Origin of the sequence: Nakamurella deserti (genome assembly GCF_003260015.1) — a bacterium.
Classification (GTDB): Bacteria; Actinomycetota; Actinomycetes; order Mycobacteriales; family Nakamurellaceae; genus Nakamurella; species Nakamurella deserti.
Genome location: NZ_QCXS01000002.1, coordinates 1,479,187 through 1,498,611, shown reverse-complemented (window position 1 = coordinate 1,498,611; position 19,425 = coordinate 1,479,187). Strand labels below are relative to the sequence as shown.

At 67.9% G+C, this 19,425-nt stretch carries 16 protein-coding genes; 5 read left to right on the top strand and 11 right to left on the bottom strand.

All coding sequences use genetic code 11. The annotated features are described in order from the left end of the window. Positions 1-18 precede the first annotated feature (18 nt). Together DB033_RS06815 and DB033_RS06810 are read left to right on the top strand one after the other, a co-directional pair. Positions 19-1,332 (top strand): alpha-amylase family glycosyl hydrolase, encoded by a 1,314-nt coding sequence (locus tag DB033_RS06815; protein WP_111766016.1) that lies wholly within the window; start codon positions 19-21, stop codon positions 1,330-1,332. Then, positions 1,329-3,173 carry a glycoside hydrolase family 13 protein gene (locus DB033_RS06810; protein WP_205843692.1) on the top strand — a complete coding sequence of 615 codons (1,845 nt, stop codon included), beginning with the start codon at positions 1,329-1,331 and terminating at the stop codon, positions 3,171-3,173. Before DB033_RS06815 ends, DB033_RS06810 begins: the two co-directional genes overlap by 4 nt. A 22-nt stretch (positions 3,174-3,195) precedes the next feature. On the opposite strand, the gene DB033_RS06805 is transcribed toward DB033_RS06810, so the two are convergent. From DB033_RS06805 to DB033_RS06755, 11 genes are all read right to left on the bottom strand, one after another. Next, on the bottom strand, positions 3,196-4,047 hold the full coding sequence (locus DB033_RS06805) for a hypothetical protein (protein WP_157970554.1): 852 nt from the start codon (positions 4,045-4,047) through the stop codon (positions 3,196-3,198). Between the two features lie 473 nt (positions 4,048-4,520). After that, the gene (acnA, locus tag DB033_RS06800; protein ID WP_111766014.1) at positions 4,521-7,343 is read right to left on the bottom strand and encodes an aconitate hydratase; all 2,823 of its coding nucleotides are present in this window, start codon (positions 7,341-7,343) and stop codon (positions 4,521-4,523) included. Further along, complete coding sequence (locus tag DB033_RS06795) at positions 7,340-7,666, bottom strand: putative quinol monooxygenase (RefSeq protein ID WP_111766013.1); 327 nt, start codon at positions 7,664-7,666, stop codon at positions 7,340-7,342. Before DB033_RS06795 ends, acnA begins: the two co-directional genes overlap by 4 nt. Next, positions 7,666-8,745, bottom strand: a complete 1,080-nt coding sequence (locus DB033_RS06790) for an Ldh family oxidoreductase (RefSeq protein ID WP_111766012.1) — start codon at positions 8,743-8,745, stop codon at positions 7,666-7,668. The genes DB033_RS06795 and DB033_RS06790 overlap by 1 nt, the downstream gene beginning before the upstream one ends. Beyond that, a complete protein-coding gene (gene otnC, locus DB033_RS06785; protein WP_111766011.1) occupies positions 8,742-9,371 on the bottom strand; it encodes a 3-oxo-tetronate 4-phosphate decarboxylase in 630 nt (209 codons plus the stop codon). Before otnC ends, DB033_RS06790 begins: the two co-directional genes overlap by 4 nt. Next, complete coding sequence (otnK, locus tag DB033_RS06780) at positions 9,368-10,642, bottom strand: 3-oxo-tetronate kinase (RefSeq protein WP_205843691.1); 1,275 nt, start codon at positions 10,640-10,642, stop codon at positions 9,368-9,370. The genes otnC and otnK overlap by 4 nt, the downstream gene beginning before the upstream one ends. Beyond that, a complete protein-coding gene (locus tag DB033_RS06775; RefSeq protein WP_111766010.1) occupies positions 10,639-11,361 on the bottom strand; it encodes an aspartate/glutamate racemase family protein in 723 nt (240 codons plus the stop codon). The genes otnK and DB033_RS06775 overlap by 4 nt, the downstream gene beginning before the upstream one ends. Positions 11,362-11,436: 75 nt before the next feature. Next, a complete protein-coding gene (locus DB033_RS06770; RefSeq protein WP_111766009.1) occupies positions 11,437-12,528 on the bottom strand; it encodes an isocitrate/isopropylmalate dehydrogenase family protein in 1,092 nt (363 codons plus the stop codon). A gap of 93 nt (positions 12,529-12,621) precedes the next feature. Further along, positions 12,622-13,746: an ABC transporter ATP-binding protein gene (locus DB033_RS06765; protein ID WP_111766008.1), complete on the bottom strand. Its 1,125-nt coding sequence runs from the start codon at positions 13,744-13,746 to the stop codon at positions 12,622-12,624. Beyond that, the gene (locus DB033_RS06760; RefSeq protein WP_111766007.1) at positions 13,739-15,499 is read right to left on the bottom strand and encodes an ABC transporter permease; all 1,761 of its coding nucleotides are present in this window, start codon (positions 15,497-15,499) and stop codon (positions 13,739-13,741) included. The genes DB033_RS06765 and DB033_RS06760 overlap by 8 nt, the downstream gene beginning before the upstream one ends. Positions 15,500-15,527: 28 nt before the next feature. Further along, positions 15,528-16,712, bottom strand: a complete 1,185-nt coding sequence (locus tag DB033_RS06755; protein ID WP_205843689.1) for an ABC transporter substrate-binding protein — start codon at positions 16,710-16,712, stop codon at positions 15,528-15,530. A 301-nt stretch (positions 16,713-17,013) separates the two neighbouring features. Between DB033_RS06755 and DB033_RS06750 the strand changes: the two genes are divergently transcribed. From DB033_RS06750 to rraA, 3 genes are read left to right on the top strand one after another with little or no spacing between them, the layout of a single operon-like run. Then, on the top strand, positions 17,014-17,703 hold the full coding sequence (locus tag DB033_RS06750; protein WP_111766006.1) for a GntR family transcriptional regulator: 690 nt from the start codon (positions 17,014-17,016) through the stop codon (positions 17,701-17,703). Positions 17,704-17,747: 44 nt separating this feature from the next. Next, positions 17,748-18,932 carry an MFS transporter gene (locus DB033_RS06745; RefSeq protein WP_205843688.1) on the top strand — a complete coding sequence of 395 codons (1,185 nt, stop codon included), beginning with the start codon at positions 17,748-17,750 and terminating at the stop codon, positions 18,930-18,932. Further along, positions 18,929-19,402 carry a ribonuclease E activity regulator RraA gene (gene rraA / locus DB033_RS06740; RefSeq protein ID WP_111766004.1) on the top strand — a complete coding sequence of 158 codons (474 nt, stop codon included), beginning with the start codon at positions 18,929-18,931 and terminating at the stop codon, positions 19,400-19,402. The genes DB033_RS06745 and rraA overlap by 4 nt, the downstream gene beginning before the upstream one ends. Positions 19,403-19,425: the final 23 nt, after the last annotated feature.

The following is a 19,425-nucleotide window of genomic DNA, read 5'->3' as shown; positions in this document are numbered from 1 at the left end:
CACCCTGGAAGGCCCGCCATGACAACGCCGCACCCGTACGCCCCCCGACCTGACGTCCGCTTGAAGCACCCCGAGTGGTCCCGGGACGCCACGATCTACCAGATCAACACGCGACAGTTCACCGAGGAAGGCACCTTCACCGCCGCGATCGCTCACCTTCCACGACTGCAGAACCTCGGCATCACCATCGTCTGGCTGATGCCGGTGCACCAGATCGGGCAGCTCAACCGTAAAGGCACCCTCGGCTCCCCGTACGCCGTCCAGGACTACTACAGCATCAACCCCGACCTCGGAACCGCCGACGACCTCAAAGCTTTCGTCGCCGCCGCCCACGAGCTAGGACTGCGGGTCATCACCGACTGGGTGGCCAACCACACCGCGTGGGACTGCAACCTCACCGTCGCCCACCCGGACTGGTACGTCCGGGACTGGCAGGGCAACTTCCGGCCCACCCCCTGGTGGGACTGGGAGGACATCATCGATCTCGACTACGACAACCCAGAGGTCCGCCGGTACATGACCGAAACGTTGAAGTGGTGGGTGACCGAGTTCGACATCGACGGTTTCCGTTGCGACGTGGCCGGTTTCGTGCCCACCGACTTCTGGAACCAGGCCCGCGCCGAACTCGACGCGATCAAGCCGGTGTTCATGCTCGCCGAATGGGAGTCCCGCGACCTGCACGCCGCCGCGTTCGACATGACCTACGGCTGGAGCTGGAACGAGACGATGCACCACATCGCCACCGGCAAGGCCGACGCCGAGGCGCTGCACATCTACTACTCGTGGAACGAGAAGGCCTGGCCCCCCGACGCCATGCGGATGACCTTCGTCAGCAACCACGACAAGAACTCCTGGGAGGGCACCGAATACGAGCAGTTCGGTGACGCCCTGGACGCCGCCGTCGTACTGTCCGTCGTCGGCGAAGGCATGCCACTCATCTACAACGGGCAGGAGGCCGGCAACGACCGACGGCTCGAGTTCTTCGAAAAGGACCCGATCATCTGGCAGGACCACCGATTCGCCGACTTCTACCGCCGCCTGTTCGCACTGCGGCGCAGCCACTCCGCGCTGGACAACGCACCATGGGGGGCGCGGATGATCGAAGTCACCACCGACCACCCCAAACGGGTGTTCGCCTTCGTCCGGCAGAACGGCGACAGCAAAGTACTGGCGCTTTTCAACCTCACCGACCAGCCCGTCGAGGTCACCCTGACCAGCGCACTGGCCCACGGCGGCTACACCGACTTCCACACCGGGACCACCGCCGTCATCGACCGCGACGACACCACGATGAAGTTCGAGCCATGGGGTTGGCGGGTGCTCACCCAGTGAACGGCCCCCGAGTGGATAAATGGCTGTGGCACCATCCGCACCACGACGGATCAGCCCTGTACGTGTCCAACCCCTACCCGGCGCTGGGGGACCGCGTGGACGTCTACTTGCGGGTGCCGCGCGCAACACCGGTGACTGCGGTGCTGCTGCGCACCTACATCGACGGCGAGCAGTCGCTGAACGCGGGGGAGCTGGACCGGGAGGACACCTGCGACCGCTGGTATCGCGGTGTGGTCACTATGTACAACCCGGTGGTCAACTACCGGTGGCTGCTGCAGAGTGGCCCCGCCGGCTACCGGTGGCTCAACGGCACCGGCGTCCACGACCGCGACGTCACCGATGCCGCCGACTTCCGGCTCACCACCCACCCGCGGCCGCCTGCCTGGGCCGAGGACGCCATCCTCTACCAGGTGTTCCCCGACCGGTTCGCCCGATCCGCCCGTGCCGACACCCGGGACACCCCGCGCTGGGCTATCCCGCAACACTGGGACGACCCGGTGGTCGGGCGAGGCCCGGAGACGCCGTACCAGTTGTACGGCGGCGACCTTGACGGCATCACCGAACACCTGGACCACATCCAGGCGCTCGGTGCGAATACCGTCTACCTCACGCCGGTCTTTCCGGCACAGTCCAACCACCGCTACGACGCGTCCAGCTTCGACCAGGTCGATCCGGTCCTGGGTGGCGACGAAGCACTCGCCCGCCTCACCGCCGCTGCCCATGCCCGCGGAATGCGCGTCATGGGCGACATCACCACCAACCACTGCGGCGACGCCCACGAATGGTTCCGCACCGCCATCACCGACGAAACCTCCGAAGAGGCCGGCTTCTTCCTGTTTCACACCCACCCCACCGATTACGTGGCATGGTTCGACTACCCGTCGCTGCCGAAATTCGACCACCGCAACCCCGAACTCCGCCGCCGCCTCTACGAAGGACCCGACTCAGTCGTCGCCCGCTGGCTCACCGCACCCACCGGCCTGGACGGGTGGCGCATCGACGTCGCCAACATGACCGGCCGGCACGGCACCGTCGATCTCAACCACAAGGTCGCCACCACCGTGCGCCACACCATGGCCACCGCGCACCCCGACGCCCTGTTGATCGCCGAACACAGCCACGACGCGTCCGCTGACCTCCTCGGCGACGGCTGGCACGGCGTGATGAACTACGCCGCGTTCACCCGGCCGCTCTGGCAATGGCTCACCCCTGAGGCGCCGGTAGAGTTCACCCCCGGCCCGTTCACCGTCATCCCGCGCCTCCCGGGCACTGCCGTCGCGGCCACCATGCGCGACTTCGCCGCCGCGGTGCCGTGGCGGGCCACCGCCACCGCCCTCAACCTCGTCGGATCACACGACACCGCCCGCATCGCAGACACACTCGACGACGACGAGGACACCCTCCACGTCGCCTTTGGTCTGCTCGCTGCCATGCCCGGCATCCCGATGATCTACGCCGGCGACGAGATCGGCCAACACGGCACCAACGGCGAAGACGGCCGCCGACCGTTCCCGTGGAATCACGACAACCTCTGGAACAGAGATGTTCTCGAGTCAGTGACGACCAAGATCACGCAACGGCAATCGCATCAGGCGCTGCGCACCGGGGGATTGCGCTGGGTCAGCATCACCGACGACGCCCTGACGTTCCTCCGCGAAACCCAGGACGGATCGGTTCTGGTTCACGCGACACGAGCTGCAACCGACCCGCTGATGCTGCCGGCCGCCTACTTCGGCAGCCACCTCACCGGCCTTACCGGCACAGCCGATCTGGTGGCTGACGGTGCTGCACTGCTACTTCCCGGCGCCGGTCCCCGGTTCAGCTGGTGGCAGCTGCCCTGAGCCCCGGCAAGGAAGCGGCGGGTCACCGCGCCGCGGCAGCGGCGCGGGCGATGAGCGCCTCGACTGGCTCTGTGATCGCCGGGTCAGCCGGAAAATTGTGTGTGAGCCAATCAAGGACCGCCCGAGCGGCGGCGCGGTTGTCGTCGTAGCCGGCCAGCATCCGACGCAGCGGCGGAATCAGGTCAGGGTGGGCTGCCTCCACTCGGCGGGTCGCGTCGAACCGATCCAGACTCAAGTGGGCGGGTCTGGTCAGCCGGGCGAGGGCAAGGACCCGATCAACGGCGAACACCTGGATGAAGCGGAAAGCGGTCAAAGTCTCGCCCCGAAGGTCACGGTGCAACCCGACGAAGAGGTTCGTCAGAGCCTCGTTGAGATGGAATTCCACGGTGTCCAGGACGCCGGCCGATGGCACGCCGGCCCCCGACAGGTCGACATCGACCCCGGGTCGCCGCCACACCACCCGAGCTCCCGCGAACGGGATGTCGGCCAGCTCCTCGGCGGTGAAGACGGCGAACTCGACGAACAAGCCGTCGCTGTACAGGGCTTTGCGGCCGTTGGAGTCGTTGACGAAGCTGTAGACGACTGTGCCCATCGACGCGAGCCAGGCGAAACTGGACAGGAAGCGCGCCTTGGCGGCGAGATCGACGACGACAACGAAAAAATCAATGTCAGAGTGATCGTCAAAGCGAGCATGCTCGACCCCGGCCGACCCAAGGCCCAGCACCGCTGTTACGTCACCCCCCTGCGCCAGTGATACGGCAAGAGCCTCGAGGCGGATCAGCCGAGGGTGGACAGCCGAGACGGGCTCATCGTCAGCCCGAAGGTTTGTGGGCTGCAAGAGATGTGTGTTCGTGGTCTGGGCTTCAATGCGCACGGGACGTCGCCTCCTGTAGGAGTCGACGTGTCAGCCCGCGCAGCCAGTCTGCCGAGGTCGCGACACGAGAACCCTACCGCTGTGCCGAAAGCGCGACAGGAGAGGTGTCGCGACGTCTTGGAGCCGTGGACGAGTCAAGGACGATCCGTGAGCGCGGTAAGCGGCCCAACTGGGCCAACCCTGCACATCGGTTCATCGTCGTCCCCGCCGGGGTGCTGTCAATTCGTGTCGGACGCTGGTGGCCGCCGGCAGTCGGTCGCCTGTTCAAGTCACCTGCTCCGATTCTCGAGCGTGAGCCAAGCCGCAGGGTGTTGACGGTCACCGACGGTGTGCTCGGGTTGCGGAGGATCCACAGCCCTACGACCTCACTGGGGTCCCCTCCTGTGCGACGCGACCGGTCACCAGTAGGTGCACGCGGCTGGTGCTGACGCTGCCGCCGAAATGCCGATAACGACCGGAACTGTCAACCTGAGTTAGCTCAAGGTGCGGCGCAGCACGTACCTCATGATCCCTCCGTGCCGGTAGTAGTCACGCTCGCGGGTGGTGTCGAGCCGGACCCGGACCAGGAAGCTGATGGTGTCGGTGTGGACGGTAACGGTCTCAGGTGTGCGTTGCTCATCCAAGGCGGTGAGGCCCGTAATTTCGAACGTCTCGTTGCCGGTGATGCCGAGAGTGTCGGCGGATTGGCCGGGCAGGAACTGAAGCGGTAGGACGCCCATGCCGATGAGGTTGGAACGGTGGATGCGTTCGAACGATTCGGCCAGGACGGCCCGGACGCCCAGCAGCGCTGGGCCTTTGGCGGCCCAGTCCCGCGACGAGCCGGTGCCGTAGTCCTTGCCGGCGACGACGAGCAGGGGTACGTCGGCGTCGCGGTAGGCCAGGGCGGTGTCGTAGATGCTGCCGGTGGTGTCGTCGAGGAAGTTGCGGGTGAAGCCGCCCTCGACGCCGGGGACGAGTTGGTTGCGCAGCCGTACGTTGGCGAAGCAGCCGCGCATCATGACCTCGTGGTTGCCGCGGCGGGAGGCGTAGGTGTTGAGCTGGAACCGGGGAACGCCCAGCGCGGTGAGGTAGCGGCCCGCGGTGGTAGCGGGCGGGATGGCGCCGGCGGGGGAGACGTGGTCGGTGGTGACCGAATCGCCCAGCTTCACCAGCACGCGCGCGCCGGTGATGTCGGTGACCGGTGCGGGCTGTGGGGTGAGACCGTCGAGGTACGGGGGGCGTCGGACGTAGGTGGAGTCAAGGTCCCAGGCGAAGGTGGCGCCGGTGGGTGCGGCCAGGGCGCGCCAGCGGTCGTCGCCGGTGAACACGTCGGCGTAGGCGGCGGTGAACATGTCAGCGTCCAGGGTGGCGTCGATGACGTCCTGGACCTCGCGGCCGCCGGGCCAGAGGTCGCGCAGGTACACCGGCTCACCGTCGGGACCGTGGCCGAGGGGGTCGGTGGTGAGGTCGATGTCCATGGTGCCGGCGAGGGCGTAGGCGATGACCAGCGGCGGAGAGGCGAGGTAGTTCATCCGGACCTCGGGGTTGATGCGGCCCTCGAAGTTGCGGTTGCCCGACAGGACCGACACCACGGCCAGGTCGTGCTCGTTCACAGCCGCCGAGACTTCGTCGATGAGCGGGCCCGAGGCGCCGATGCAGGTCATGCACCCGTATCCGGCGAGATGGAAACCCAGCTTCTCCAGATACGGGGTCAGACCGGCTTTGTCGAAGTAGTCGGTGACGACTCGGGAGCCTGGTGACAGGCTGGTCTTGACCCACGGCTTGCTGGTCAGGCCGGCGTTGACGGCGTTGCGGGCCAGCAGCGCGGCGGCGACCATCACTGTCGGGTTGGAGGTGTTGGTGCACGACGTGATGGACGCGATCGCGACGCTGCCGTGGTCGATGCGGTGGGCGATGCCGTCGAGGACGATGTCGGTGGGGCGGCTGCGCGGGTGCCGCGCGGGGGTGGTGTCGACGGCGGCCGGCGCGCCGGCGGCTCCATCGGCGCGGTCGATGGCGGGGGCGTCGCTGGCCGGGAAGGATTCCTCCGACGCCTCGTCGACCCATGATGGTGGTTGCTGCCCAGATGTTGTCGGTTCCGCGGGCGCGTCGGGCAGTACGTCACCGAGGACGTGCCGGAACCCGGCTTGGGCGGCGGTGAGCGGCACCCTGTCCTGGGGTCGGCGGGGGCCGGCCAGGGACGGCACGACCGTGGTCAGGTCGAGGTCGACGTGTTCGGTGTAGCGGGTGGCCTGGTGGGGGTCGTGCCACAGGCCCTGTTCCTTGGCGTAGGCCTCGACGAGGTTGACCCGCCATTCGGGGCGGCCGGTGAACCGCAGGTAACGCAGCGTCTCGTCGTCGATCGGGAAATAGGCACACGTGGAGCCGAATTCTGGGCTCATGTTGGAGATGGTCACGCGGTCGGCGAGGGTGGTCTCGTCGACGCCCGGACCGTAGAACTCGACGAACTTCCCGACAACCCCGTGCGCGCGGAGCTTCTCGGTGACAGTGAGGACCAGGTCGGTGGCGGTGGCTCCTTCGGGGAGCCGGCCGTGCAGGCGGAACCCGACCACCGGCGGGAGCAGCATCGACAGGGACTGGCCGAGCATCACCGCTTCGGCTTCGATACCGCCGATGCCCCAGGCGAGGACGCCGAGTCCGTTGACCATGGTGGTGTGCGAATCGGTACCCAGGCACACGTCGGGGAACGCCCAGCCGTCCTCGGTCATCACCACCCGGGACAGGTACTCGGTGTTGACCTGGTGCATGATCCCGGTGCCCGGCGGGACGACCGCGAAGCGGTGCAGGGCCTGCTGCCCCCACCGCAGGAAGCGGTACCGCTCGGAGTTGCGCTCGTACTCGATCTCCACATTGCGGGCGAACGCGTCCGGCCGGCCGAAGACGTCGGCGATGACGGAGTGGTCGATCACGAGCTCGGCGGGGATGGACGGGTTCACCACCGTCGGGTCGCCGCCGAGCTCGACGGCAGCGTGGCGCATCGCGGCGAGGTCCACCACCGCAGGCACCCCGTTGGTGTCGTGTAGGAACACCCGTGACGGGCTGAGGTCCACGGCGTTGCTGAACGACCCGGCCGTACCCCACTCGAGCAGGTGCTCGATCTGGGTAGCGGTCACCCGGTCCTCGTCCTGGTGGCGGAGCAGGTTCTCCAGCACGATCTTCAGGCTGATCGGCAGGTCCACCGGCGCGAGGTCGGCGATCCGGTGGACGGTGTAGGAGTCCGGCCCGACGGTGAGAGTGGTTGCGGTGCCGAAGGTGTTGTGTTCCCGGACGGTTCCCTGATGGGTGAAGGTGGTCACGGCAGGCGGCTTTCCAGGATGTCGTCGGGGAACGTCGGCGCGGCGAAGGTGTTGTGGTGGCTGCCGGGGACCACGCAGGTGTCCAGGATGAGCCGCCACGCGGGGTAGTGGGGGGCATTGCGGTGAGCCACGTAGAACGCGTCGGGATCGGTGTAGATCTCGTACAGCACGAACCGGTGCGGGTCGTCGACGAGCTGGTGCACGTCGAAGCGCAGGCATCCGGGTTCGGTGGTGCGGGTGGCGTGGGCGTTGGCGGCGATGCCGGCGCGGAAGTCGGCCAGCCGTTCGGGGTGGATCTGCATCGTGACCAAGACGGTGAACATCAGCAGACCTGCGCCGTGACCGCGTCGGCGGTGGCGTCGTGGGGAAATGCGATTCCGTAGGTGTCTCCGAGAGCCCGGAGGTCGTCGATCGTCTTGTCGGGCAGCTGCACCCCGGAGCTCCGGTTGCGCTGGTCGGCACGGTTCTCGATCTCCCCCGGGTAGAAGATCTCCTCGACCCCGGCGGCCAGCGGAACGGCTTTGGTGGTGGCGATGAGGTCGTCGATGCGCCGGTCGAACTCGGCGCGGTCGATGAGCCCGTCGATGCGCAGCGCGATGACCAGATGCCCACAGCCGCTGGGCTTGTCGGGGACGTAGGGCCCGACGACGTCGGTGGCGTAGGAGCTCCCGGTGAGGACCCCGGACAGGACGTCCATCATGAACGAGATGCCGTACCCCTTGTGCCCGGCCATCGGCAACAGGATGCCGTGGATCGCGGCCCGCGGGTCGGTGGTGGGGGCGCCGGCGGCGTCGATGGCCCAGCCCGATGGTATGGCTTCGCCGCGCTGCTCAGCGGCGTAGATCTTGCCGCGGGCGACGCCGGTGTTGGCGATGTCGAGCACCACCGGTCCGTGGCTGCCGCCGGGAGCGGCGATCGACCACGGGTTCGCTCCGACGGTCTTGGTCTTCCCGCCCCACGGCGCCATGGCGGGGCTGCCGTTGGTGGTGAGAATGCCGATGCAGCCGGCGTCGGCGATCCGGCGGGTCCAGTACGCGGCGGTGCCGAAGTGGTTGCTGTTGCGGACCGCGACGACGCCGACGCCGTGGGCGGCGGCGCGTGTCACGGCGTCGGTGCAGGCGCGGTCGGCGATGACCTGACCGATGCCGGCCCGGCCGTCCATGACTGCGATCGCGCCACTGTCCACGACGAGGTGGGGGTCTGTGACTGGTGTCATCACCCCGGTTCGGAGGCGGTTGACGTACCAGTCCAGTCGCAGCATTCCGTGGGAGGGATGTCCCCAGATGTCGGCGGTGACGAGGCTGTCGCTGACCAGGTCGGCGTCGGCGCGGGGCACGTCGAGTGCCTGCAGCACCCGCGAGCCGAAGGCGGTCAGCTGTCGTGTGTCCACGGTGGTGGTCACCGGTTACGCGCCTGCAGGGCGGTGAACTGCGCTTGGGTGAGGGGGCGGGTGCGGTGCCCGTGCAGCAGCAGGTACAGCTTGGCGGTCTCCTCCAGTTCCTCGACCGCGTCGGCGGCCGATGCGAGGTCCGCCCCGGCAACGACCGGGCCGTGGTTGGCCAGCAGGAACGCGTGGTGCCCGGCGGCCACCTGCTCCGCCAATGGCTCCAACGAGTCGTCGCCGGGTGCGTGGTAGGGGATCAGCGGCAGCGTGCCGACACGCATCACGTAGTAGGCGGTGAGCGGGGGCAGCAGGTCATGCGGGTCCAGGTCGGCCAGCACGGACACCGCGACCGAGTAGGTGGAGTGCAGGTGCACCACGGCGTTGGTGTCCGGTCGGGAGCGGTACACCGCGGCGTGCAGGAACGCCTCCTTCGACGGCTTGGCCCCGTCGACGTGGTGTCCGGCGAGGTCGATGACCGACATGTCGGCGGCGGACAGCGAGCCGAGACTGCCGCCGGTGGGGGTGAGTACGACTCGGTCGCCGTCGCGGACGCTGATGTTGCCGGTGCGACCGAAGGTCAGACCACGATCGAAGAAGGACTTGCCGAGGGTCGCGATGCCCTGGGCGGTGTTGGGGATGCTCACGAGGTGGTTCCTTCCATGGCCCGCACGAGAAGGTCGGGGCGGCCGAAATTGCCGGACTTCAACAGCAGGACCAGCGGTCTGCCGGGGTCGGTGGTGATGCACCACGGCACTCCGGTGTCGGCTTCCCCGGCGACGAGAACGGTGCGCACGTTCAGGGCGTTGGTGACCGCCCCGGAGGTCTCGCCGCCGGCGACGACGACGCGGCGGATCCCAAGGTCTACGGCGGTGGCGGCGAGCCGCCCGAGGGTGCGCTCGAGAATCTCTGCGGTCTCGGGTCCCATCGCGGCGACCGCGGCGACGCGCTGCTCGGCGTCGGCGGAGGAGTAGATGAGGACCGGTCCTTTGCCGAGGTTGTCGTGAAGCCACCGGGTAGCTGATTCCAGCAGCTGCTGCGGGTCGGGGGTGGCGGCCGGATCCAGCCGGTAGGCGGGAAACACGGCCTTGGCCGCGGCGACCTGCCCGAGGGTGGTGACCGAGCAGCTGCCGGCCAGGATCAGCCCGGGCCCGCCCGGCAGCGTGGCGTGCGTATCGTCGCTGGTGGCTCCGGCGACCGCGACCTCACGCAGGACCGTGCCGAGAGCCCGGGCCAGACCGGCGCCGCCGGTGAGTACGGACATGTCCCGACCGGCTTGAGCGGCGACCAGAAGATCCTCGTCGTCGATGATGTCGACGACGATGTGTCGCACGCCGTCGGCGACGAGAGCGGCGACGGCGGCCTCGGCGGTGGCTGGGCCCTGCCGCGTGGTGGCCGCGGATAGCAGCCCCACCCGGTGGGGGGTCTGACGGGAGAGCACCCGCACCAGGTTCGGGTCGGTCATCGGGGTCAGGGGGTGGTGGCGCATCGAGGATTCCGACAGCAGCGCGGCGCCGACGAAGTGGTGACCCAGGTAGGTGGTGCGGCCGTGTTCGGGTGACGCCGGGCAGATCAGGGTCACCGCGGCGTCGGCGGCGTCCAGCAGCGCGTCGGTCACTGGGCCGATGTTGCCGTCGTCGGTGGAGTCGAACGTCGAGCAGTACTTGAAGTATGTGCGCTGGGCACCGTGGCGCTGCAGCCACCGGTATACCTCCAGCGTCTGCTCGACCGCGTCGGCGGCGGCGACGGTGCGGGTCTTCAATGCCACCACCACCGCATTGCAGTCGAGGAGGGGTTGGTCGTCGTCGGGCGGTCCGAACAACAACACCGTCGTGAGCCCGACGCGGCGCAACGCGGCGGCAACGTCGGTGCCGCCCGTGTAATCGTCGGCGATGCATCCGATCAGCGGGCCGTTCACTGGGTCACTCCGGACTTCAGCAGCTGCGATCTCAGCACGTCGGCTGCGAGCTGGGGCGGGCTCAACACAGGAATCCGGACGGCGGCCGCGGTTGCGGCCGCAGCGGGGGCGAGTGAGAACTGACCGAGCACAATGACATCGGTGCCGTCTTCGGCAGCGCGTGCGGCGGCGACCACGGCGGCCTCCAGCCCCTCCCGGTCACCGGCGGTGGTGGCTTGCACCGCCCCGGCCACCACCGCGCCGCTGATCTCCGGGGTCAGCCCGCGGCTGCGCAAGTAGGAGCGAAGTCGCTCGACGGTGTCGTTCACGGGTGTCTGCATCGGTCCGAGAACCGTGACATGGGCGGGGCGGAGGTCGGTGACGGCGGCGAAAAGTGCTTCGTCGGAGCCGAGGACCGGGATGGCCGGTACGGGTGTGACAGTGCCGGTGACTGGCCCGTACATCGAGCAGGACAGCAGCACCCCGTCGGCGCCGCCGGCGATCGCGTGGTTGATCAGGGTGCGCATCCGGCCGGCGAGGGGTTCAGTGACCCCTCCGGCGTCGTTGGCCTGGGTGATCAGCAGGTCGTCGAGGAGGTTCCACACCGTGGCTTCCGGGAACCGGTCGGCGAACGCGGCCTGCCCGGGTGCCATCGCCGCGGGGGTGGCGTGGATGAGCGCGACCGTGAACTGCCGATCAGGGGTGGGGGCGGTGCCGGTGGTGTGTGCGCCAGTGCTCACGGTCGTGCCTTCTCTCAGGTGGTGAGGGCCCGCGGGTCGGGGGTGAGGCCGACCCGCGGACGTGGGGTGGCCCGGTCAGCCGGCCTTGATCGCGGTCACCACGGCGTCGGTGAACTCGGTGGTGGAGGCGGATCCTCCGAGGTCGCCGGTGCTGGCGCCGGAGCGGACCGCGTCGAACACGCCCTTTTCGACGCGGGCGGCCGCGTCGCGGACTCGGTTGTCGTCGTACTTGGCGCCCAGCCAGTCCAGCAGCATGGCGCTGGACAGGATCATCGCGATCGGGTTGGCGATGTTGCGGCCGGCGATGTCGGGGGCGGATCCATGGGCGGCCTGGGCCATGGCGTGGGTTTCGGAGGAGTTCAGCGACGGGGCGATCCCCAGCGAGCCGGCGATCTCACCGGCCAGGTCGGAGAGGATGTCGCCGAACATGTTCTCGGTGACCAGCACGTCGAACTTGTCGGCCTTGCGTACCAGGTGCACGGTCATCGCGTCGATGTGGAAGTCGTCCACGCGGACCTCGGGGTAGTTCGCGGCGACCTCCCGGCAGACGTCGCGGAACAGCCCCGTGGTGAGCTTGAGGACGTTGGCCTTGTGCACGATGGTGACGTGCTTGTCCCGGCGCATCGCCAGCTCGAACGCCGAGGTGGCGATCTTCTCGGTGGCCTGGCGGGTGATGATGCCCATGGCGATCGCCACATCCGGGGTGGGCATGAACTCGCCGGTGCCGGCGAAGGTGTTGCGGTCGGCGTAGAAGCCCTCGGTGTTCTCCCGGACGATGACCAGATCGGTACCGGGGACGACCGAGTTGCCGCCCTCGAGGGCCTTCGCGGGCCGGATGTTGGCGTAGAGCCCGAAGTGTTTGCGGATGGTGCCCGACGGGTTGAGCTGCGACTTGTAGGGCTCCGGGTAGGAGGCGCTGTCGTGCGGTCCGAGCAGCCAGCCGTCGAGATCAGCGAGGGCGTCGAGGGTTTCGGTGGGTGTGTGGGCGCTGTGTGATTCGATGGCGGCGGCGCCGAGCGGCAGCTCGACCCACTTCACCGGCTGCAGGCCAGCGGCGTCGAACGCTGCGTCCACGATCGCCACCGAGGACGGCACGATCTCCGGTCCGATGCCGTCGCCGTAGAGGACGCCGAGGTTGTACTGATCGGTTCGCTGACTGGTGCTCATAGAGGGGCCTTTCGAGGAGGTGAAGTCGGGTGCGGGGCCGGGGGCAGACCGGCAGCGGGCGGCGGGCCGCCCGTGAAGAACCTGGACGCCGGGTCAGACCCCGACGGTCATCAGCTCTTCGGCTTCGGCGGACAGCACCACCGTCTCGGTGAACAGCAGGGCGTCGGCGGGTTGGAAGGTCAGATGCACCGCGCCGTTGAGACCGCCGCGAGCCGAAAGGGCCTGCACGGCGTGGTTTCCGAGCTTGAGGTCATATTCGTAACGGGCGCCGACGTAGGCGCTGGTGAGGACCTCGGTGATGAGCACATTGCCGTCGGCGGCCGCCCCCCGCGGGAGCACCTCGAGGCGCTCGGGGCGGATCGCGACCGTCACCTTGTCGCCGACGCCGGCGGTCTTGGTGCTCTGGACCTCCACGACGTCGCCGCTGCAGTCGAGCTTGATCAGGATGTGGTCGCCGGCGCGGTGCTGGACCTCGCCGGTGAGGAAGTTGCAGCGTCCGACGAACGCGGCGACCTCGGCGGCGGCGGGGGTTTCGTAGATCTCGGTGGGGCTGCCGATCTGCAGCATGTTGCCGCCCGACATCACCGCGATGCGGTCCGACAGGGCCAGCGCCTCGTCCTGGTCGTGGGTGACGTAGACGGTGGTGATGCCCAGATCGGCCTGCAGCCGCTTGAGCCACGCGCGGGCCTGCTCGCGCAGCTTGGCGTCGAGGTTGGACAACGGCTCGTCGAGCAGCAGCACCCGGGGGGAGTAGACCAGAGCGCGGGCCAGCGCGACGCGCTGCTGCTGACCACCCGACATCTGGTGGGGATAGCGGTCTTTCAGGTGATCCAGGCCGACCTTCTGCAGGGCGTCGTGGATCATCGTGGCCTGATCGGCCTTGCTGATCTTGCGGATCTTCAGCGGCATCGCCAGGTTCGCCTCGATGGTCATGTGCGGCCACAGCGCGTAGGACTGGAAGACCATGCCGAGGTTGCGCTCCTCGGGGTTGAGAAACACCTTCCTCGACTTGTCGACGAAGGTGACGCCGTCGACTTCGATGGTGCCGCCGGTGGGGTCCTCCAGACCGGCGATGCAGTTCAGGGTGGTCGACTTCCCGCAGCCGGACGGCCCCAGGAGGGTGAAGAACTCACCGTCCTTGATGGTGAAGCTGTTCTCCTTGAGTACGACGTTGTCGCCGAACTGCTTGAACAGCTTGCTGACCTTGACCTCAGGCATCTTTGTTACGTCCTCTCACGAGCAGCCCGGCCACGGCGACGAACGCGGCGGTGATGGCGATTTGGATGGTGGCCAGCGCGGCGACGGAGCCGGTGTTTCCCTGGACCCACAGTTCGAGCATGGTGGTGCCGATGATGTTGGTCTTGGCCGAGCCGAGGAAGATGGCCGGCGAGTACTCCTTCAGCATCGTGACGAAGGTCAGGATCACCGCGGCCACGAACGCCGGGGTGAGGAGCTTGCCCAGGATCCGGCTGAACGTCTTGATCCAGTCCGCACCGGACACCCGCGCGGCGTTGTCGAGCTCGGCGGCGATCTGCATGACCGCCGGGGAGATCGACCCGAAAGCGGTGGGCAGCGCGCGCAGACCGAAGCCGATGATCAGAGCGAACAGGGTGCCCTGCAGGAACCCGCCGATGCCGAACGGTGCGTAGGCGAACGCCCAGAACAAGCCGATACCGATGATCAGTCCGGGCATCGCCTGCGGCGCCAACGCCAGGTACTCGATGAGCCGGCGGAACCGGAACGACGAGCGGCGGGCCACGACCACGGCGAGCAAGGCCAGCGCACTCACCAGGATCGCGCCGGCACCGGCGACGATGAGGCTGTTCCAGATGGACTGGATGTACACGTCGAAGCCGAAGATGCGTTCGTAGTTGGCGCTGGTGAGCGTCTTGAACGGGGACTGCAGCGGGGTGAAGATCAGCGTGAATGAGCGGAAGATCAGACCACCGATGGGCAGGAACGCCCCGAAGATGACGTAGATCGCGATGAACACCGCGGCCACCCACTTGAACCAGCCGAGGTCCAGCCGACGGGGGCGGGTCGCCTTGCCGCGGACGGAGACGAACCGGCGGGCCTCTTTGAGCAGCTTGGCCTGCACGGCGACCAGGCTGATGGTGACCAGCAGGATGATCACCGACGCCGCACCCAGGATCCCGTAGTCGGGATTGATGGACTGCAGGCCGTTCTTGTAGAGGAACGTGGAGAACACGTCGATACCGACGGGCTGCCCGTAGAGCAGCGGGATCGACAGGGTCTCCACCGACATCGAGAACACCAGGATCGAGCTGTAGACCATCGGCGGCCGCAGCATCGGGATGACCACCGAGAACAGGATCCGCAGCGGACCGGCCCCGCACACCTGCGCGGCGCTCTCCAACGACGCGTCGGACTGGCGCAGAGCGTTGGCGCAGAACGTGTAAGCGATGGGGGCGAGAGCGACCGCTTCGGTGACGGCCATCCCGGGGATCGAGTACAGATTCCACGGGATGAACCCGAGCGCGTCCCGGACCCAGGTGCTGATGAACCCGGCCGGCCCGTACAGGGTGATCCAGCCGAAGCCCAGGATGAGCGAGGAGATGAAGAACGGCCATTGCATCGCGACGGCGAAGACCCGACCACCGGGCAGCTTGGTGCGCACCACGATGACGGCCATCGGAACGGCGATGACCAGGGTCAGCGCCGTGGTCAGCACCGCGAACAGAGCGGTGTTGAGGACCACGGTGCCGAACCCGGCGTCGGTGAACAACCGGCCGTAGTTGCTGCCGGTGAACACGCCGCCCGCTTCGTACAGCGGGCGGTCCACCACCGACTGGTACAGCGTCGGCACGACCGGAGCCAGCACCAGGATCGCCAGCACCGCGAGAACGCCGTAGAACAGCCACGTCTCGCGGCCCATACCCATCGGGCGGCGGTATTTCGGGGCAGGCCGCGGCGCGACGGCCGGCGGCTTCGGGGGAGTCAGAGTTGACATGTGCGGGCTCCGATCGGGGGGCGGTCGGCTACTGGCCGAGCAGCCCGTCCCACTTGTCGGTGAACGTCGTGACGTCGGCCTCGGAGACCAGTTCATACTTGACGAGGATGACCTTGTCCTGGCCGACCTTGTCGACGACTTCCTGGTAGGTGTGCAGGCCGTCGGCCTGCTTGACGTCCTCGCGGTAGGAGGTCAGGCCACCCTCGGCCAGGCTGCGCTGGCCCTCGGTGGACAGCACGAAGTCGGTGAACAGTTTCGCGGTGTTCATGTGCGGTGCCTTCGGCGCGATGCCGATACCGCGGGGCAGCACCACGGTGCCGTCGTCGGGGAAAGCAACCTGCAGCAGGCCGCCGCTGTTGGCCACGATCGGGTAGGCCGGAGCGCCGCTGATGAAGAAGCCGACCATGTACTCACCGGACAGGATCTTCTCCGTCTGGGTGCCCGAGGACGTCTCCGGGCGGGCTTGGGGCAGGATCGTCTCCAGACTCGTCCAGGCGTCGGGGTTGGCGGTCGTGAAAGCGTTGGAGACGGTGAACCCGAACGCACCACCGACGTCGCGGGTGGTGATCTTGTCGGCGAACTTCGCCGGGTCGGCCGCGACCAGCTGCGCGAGACTCGAGACGCCGGTGACCCCCTCGGGCAACAGGGCGGTGTTGTAGGCGATCGTCATCGGATCGGTCGACATCGTGTATACGTTGGGCAGCAGTGTGGCGAAGTCCGGAAGCTCGGACAGCTCCGGCGACTCGTATGCGGCCAGCCGGTCGGTGCCGCCCTCGGCGTACTCCGCCCAGGCCTGTGCGGCGTTGGACACGAGGACGTCCGCCGGCGAGCTGCCGGTGGCCTGCTCGGACAGGGCCCGCTGGAAGACCTCGTCGCTGTCGAGGTTGTTGGCGTTGATGGTCTTGACCCACGGGTACTTCTTCTGAAAGTCGCGGAAGATCGGCGCCCAGTTCTCCTGGTCGGTGTTGGAGTAGATCGTCAACTCCCCACCCTCGGCCTTGGAGCCGTCGACGATCGAGCTGTAATCGGCCGGGTAGTAGTCGGGGTACACCCCCTCGGACACGGAATTGGGGGCCGCGGTCGCCGCAGCCGGCGCATCGCCGCCGCCACAGGCGGCCAACGTCGTCAGGGCCGTCACGGCGGCCATCGAGGAGATGAAGCGGCGGCGGCCGATGGCCCGTCCAGCCGAGAAGTGCAGTGGTGAGGTGTTCACGTCACGCTCCTGAGTTCTGGCGACATCAGCGTCGCTCCTGAGCCACTATGAGCCTATAGGCTATGACTGTCAAGGACTGCTTATAGGCTATCGGAAGTCTTCAACGGTCCCATAAGGTCACCGGCAATCTGCGTCTGTGTAGCCACGCGGGAAGCGGGAGTGTCGTCAACAGGCACGACAGACGCTCGCTTCGGCCGCTGCCCGACGACAGGTCCTACGGCGCCGCCCCGCGGGCCTGAGGGATCTTTGTCGGGACGCGCAGAGTGGGATAGGCTATAGGCAACGACGAAGGAGTTCGAACATGTCGCAGCCAGCTGAGCTGTTCTCCACCAAGAGCGACTACGCCTACGCCCGCGTACGCGAGTTGATCTTGTCGGCTGAACTGCCCCCTGGGGCGGTCATCAATCAGGAGGCGCTGGCCAAGCGGATCGGCATCAGCACGACCCCTCTGCGGGAGGCGCTGAAGCGTCTTCAGCAGCGCGGCATGGTGGATCTCGGAGCGCACCGCGACGCCACCGTGACCACCTTGAGTGCCGAAGAAGCGCGCGACCTGCTCGAGGTCAGGAGGTCCCTCGATCCGCTGGCGGCGTCGCTGGCCGCCGAACGACGTACGAAGAGCGACATCGCCCTGCTGCGAGCCTCTCTGGGCGGGCTGACACCGCTTCCGGGCAACCCCACCTTCGACATGCTCGTCAACCACCGGCGTTTCCACACCGCCATCTACCGCGCTTCGCACAACGACCTGCTGATCGAGACGCTCGACGGCTGTTGGGACAAGGCCGACCGCTACCGCATGTATGGCTTGCAGGTCGAGCGCGGCGACGACGAGCGGGCCCAGAAGGCGCACGAACACGCGCTCCTGGTCGAGTTCATCGTGTCCGGTGACGGCGAGTCCGCCGCTCAGGTGATGCGGGAACACATCGACACCAGCCTCGGCGCGAAGTCGGCGTGGCGTTTGATGAAGCCGGCCGACGACGCGCCGCCCCCGTGACAGAGCCGAGATCGAGTACTGCCGGAGGGCCGTCCCGGTTGTTCGTGACCGCGCTGCTGGCGCAGTCGACGCTCACGCAGGTTCTGACGTTCACTGTGCGCCCCGCTGCCACCTACCGGGCACTGGAGCTCGGCGTTCCGACGCCATGGCTCGGAGCGCTCGGCGCGAGCTTCGCCGTGGTTCCGTTGCTGCTGGCACTGCCGTCGGGCCATGCAGCGGACCGCTTCGGTGAACGCGCGGTCATGATGGCCGGGTCCCTGCTGATGGCCGCATCGGGAGTCACGTTCCTGGCCTTCAGCCGAGACGTCGCCGGTCTCGTCCTGGGCAGCGTCGTCCTGGGTACCGGCCACCTACTCACCGTCATCGGGCAGCAAGCAGCGGTGGCCAACACGGCCGCCGAAGGCACGTTCGACGCCGCCTTCGGCCACTACACCTTCGCCGCTTCCCTCGGTCAAGCTCTGGGACCGGCCCTCCTCGCGGTGGCCGGCGGCCGCAGCACCATCCCCGACACGGCCGCAGTGTTCACCGTCGCCGTGGCTGTCGGTGTGCTGCTGGTGCTCTGCACCCTGGCCATCAAGCCGACTCGACCCAGTCGCGATCGGCCCGACGCCGACCGCGGCGGCATAGCTGTTCTCCTGAAGGCGCCTGGTCTGACCCGTGCCCTTCTCATCAGCTGCATCGTCCTGGCAGCAGTGGACATCAGCCTGGTGTACCTGCCTGCGCTCGGCGCCGACCGCGGTATGAGCGCCGGGTTCGTCGGTGTCCTCCTCGTCCTGCGGGCAGCGGCGTCGATGGCGTCCCGGTTGTTCCTCGGGCAGCTGGTGTCCTGGCTCGGACGCACCCGGCTCATGCTCGTCTCCATCGCGCTGGCGGCCGCATCGATGACCACCGTCGCTCTGCCGATGCCCACCGTGTTCATCGTGATGCTGGTCGTGCTGCTCGGGCTCGGCCTCGGCGTGGGCCAGCCGTTGACCATGTCCTGGTTGGCCGAGGCTGCACCGCCCGGACTGCGTGGGCGTGCGATGTCGTTGCGTCTCACCGGTAACCGGCTCGGTCAGGTGGTCATTCCGAGCGCAGTGGGGGCGGTCGCCGTCGGGGTCGGCGCCGCCGGCGTCTTCTGGGCCACCGCCGCCGCTCTCGGCTGCGCCGGCCTGGCGGCGCGGAAACTCGTCACTGTGTCACCCACCCCGACATCGACCACTCCAACCTCTACCGAAGGAAAGTCATGACCGTCGACGCGACCGCGGACCTCTACGACCAGCACCTGGAATCGTTGCAGTGCTGCGAGACGCAGTTCCGAAACTACGGCGGGAGGCCCGCCTTCCACGGGCCCGCAACCACCGTCCGTTGCTTCCAGGACAATGCGCTGCTCAAGTCCATTCTGTCCACCGCCGGCAACGGCGGCGTCCTGGTCGTCGACGGCGGCGGCAGCCTGCACACCGCGCTGATGGGCGACCTCATCGGCCAGCTCGGCGTCGACAACGGATGGGCCGGCATCGTCATCAACGGCGCCGTCCGCGACACCGCACTGCTCGCCGACATGGACCTCGGCGTCAAGGCCCTCGGCTCGATCCCCCGTAAGAGCGCCAAGACAGGCGCCGGTGAACGCGACGCCGTCATCACCTTCGGGGGCGCCACCTTCACCACCGGCGACCACGTCTGGTGCGATGCCGACGGAGTCGTCGCCCTTCCTGTCTGACCGACCGCCTCACGAACCGAAGG

What these genes read in the sequence shown, in the direction of transcription:
- DB033_RS06770 (WP_111766009.1), bottom strand. Translation starts at nt 12,528, where the DNA reads ATGAGCACCAGTCAGCGAACCGATCAGTACAACCTCGGCGTCCTCTAC.
- rraA (WP_111766004.1), top strand. Translation starts at nt 18,929, where the DNA reads ATGACCGTCGACGCGACCGCGGACCTCTACGACCAGCACCTGGAATCG.
- DB033_RS06750 (WP_111766006.1), top strand. Translation starts at nt 17,014, where the DNA reads ATGTCGCAGCCAGCTGAGCTGTTCTCCACCAAGAGCGACTACGCCTAC.
- DB033_RS06795 (WP_111766013.1), bottom strand. Translation starts at nt 7,666, where the DNA reads ATGTTCACCGTCTTGGTCACGATGCAGATCCACCCCGAACGGCTGGCC.
- DB033_RS06765 (WP_111766008.1), bottom strand. Translation starts at nt 13,746, where the DNA reads ATGCCTGAGGTCAAGGTCAGCAAGCTGTTCAAGCAGTTCGGCGACAAC.
- DB033_RS06760 (WP_111766007.1), bottom strand. Translation starts at nt 15,499, where the DNA reads ATGTCAACTCTGACTCCCCCGAAGCCGCCGGCCGTCGCGCCGCGGCCT.
- DB033_RS06815 (WP_111766016.1), top strand. Translation starts at nt 19, where the DNA reads ATGACAACGCCGCACCCGTACGCCCCCCGACCTGACGTCCGCTTGAAG.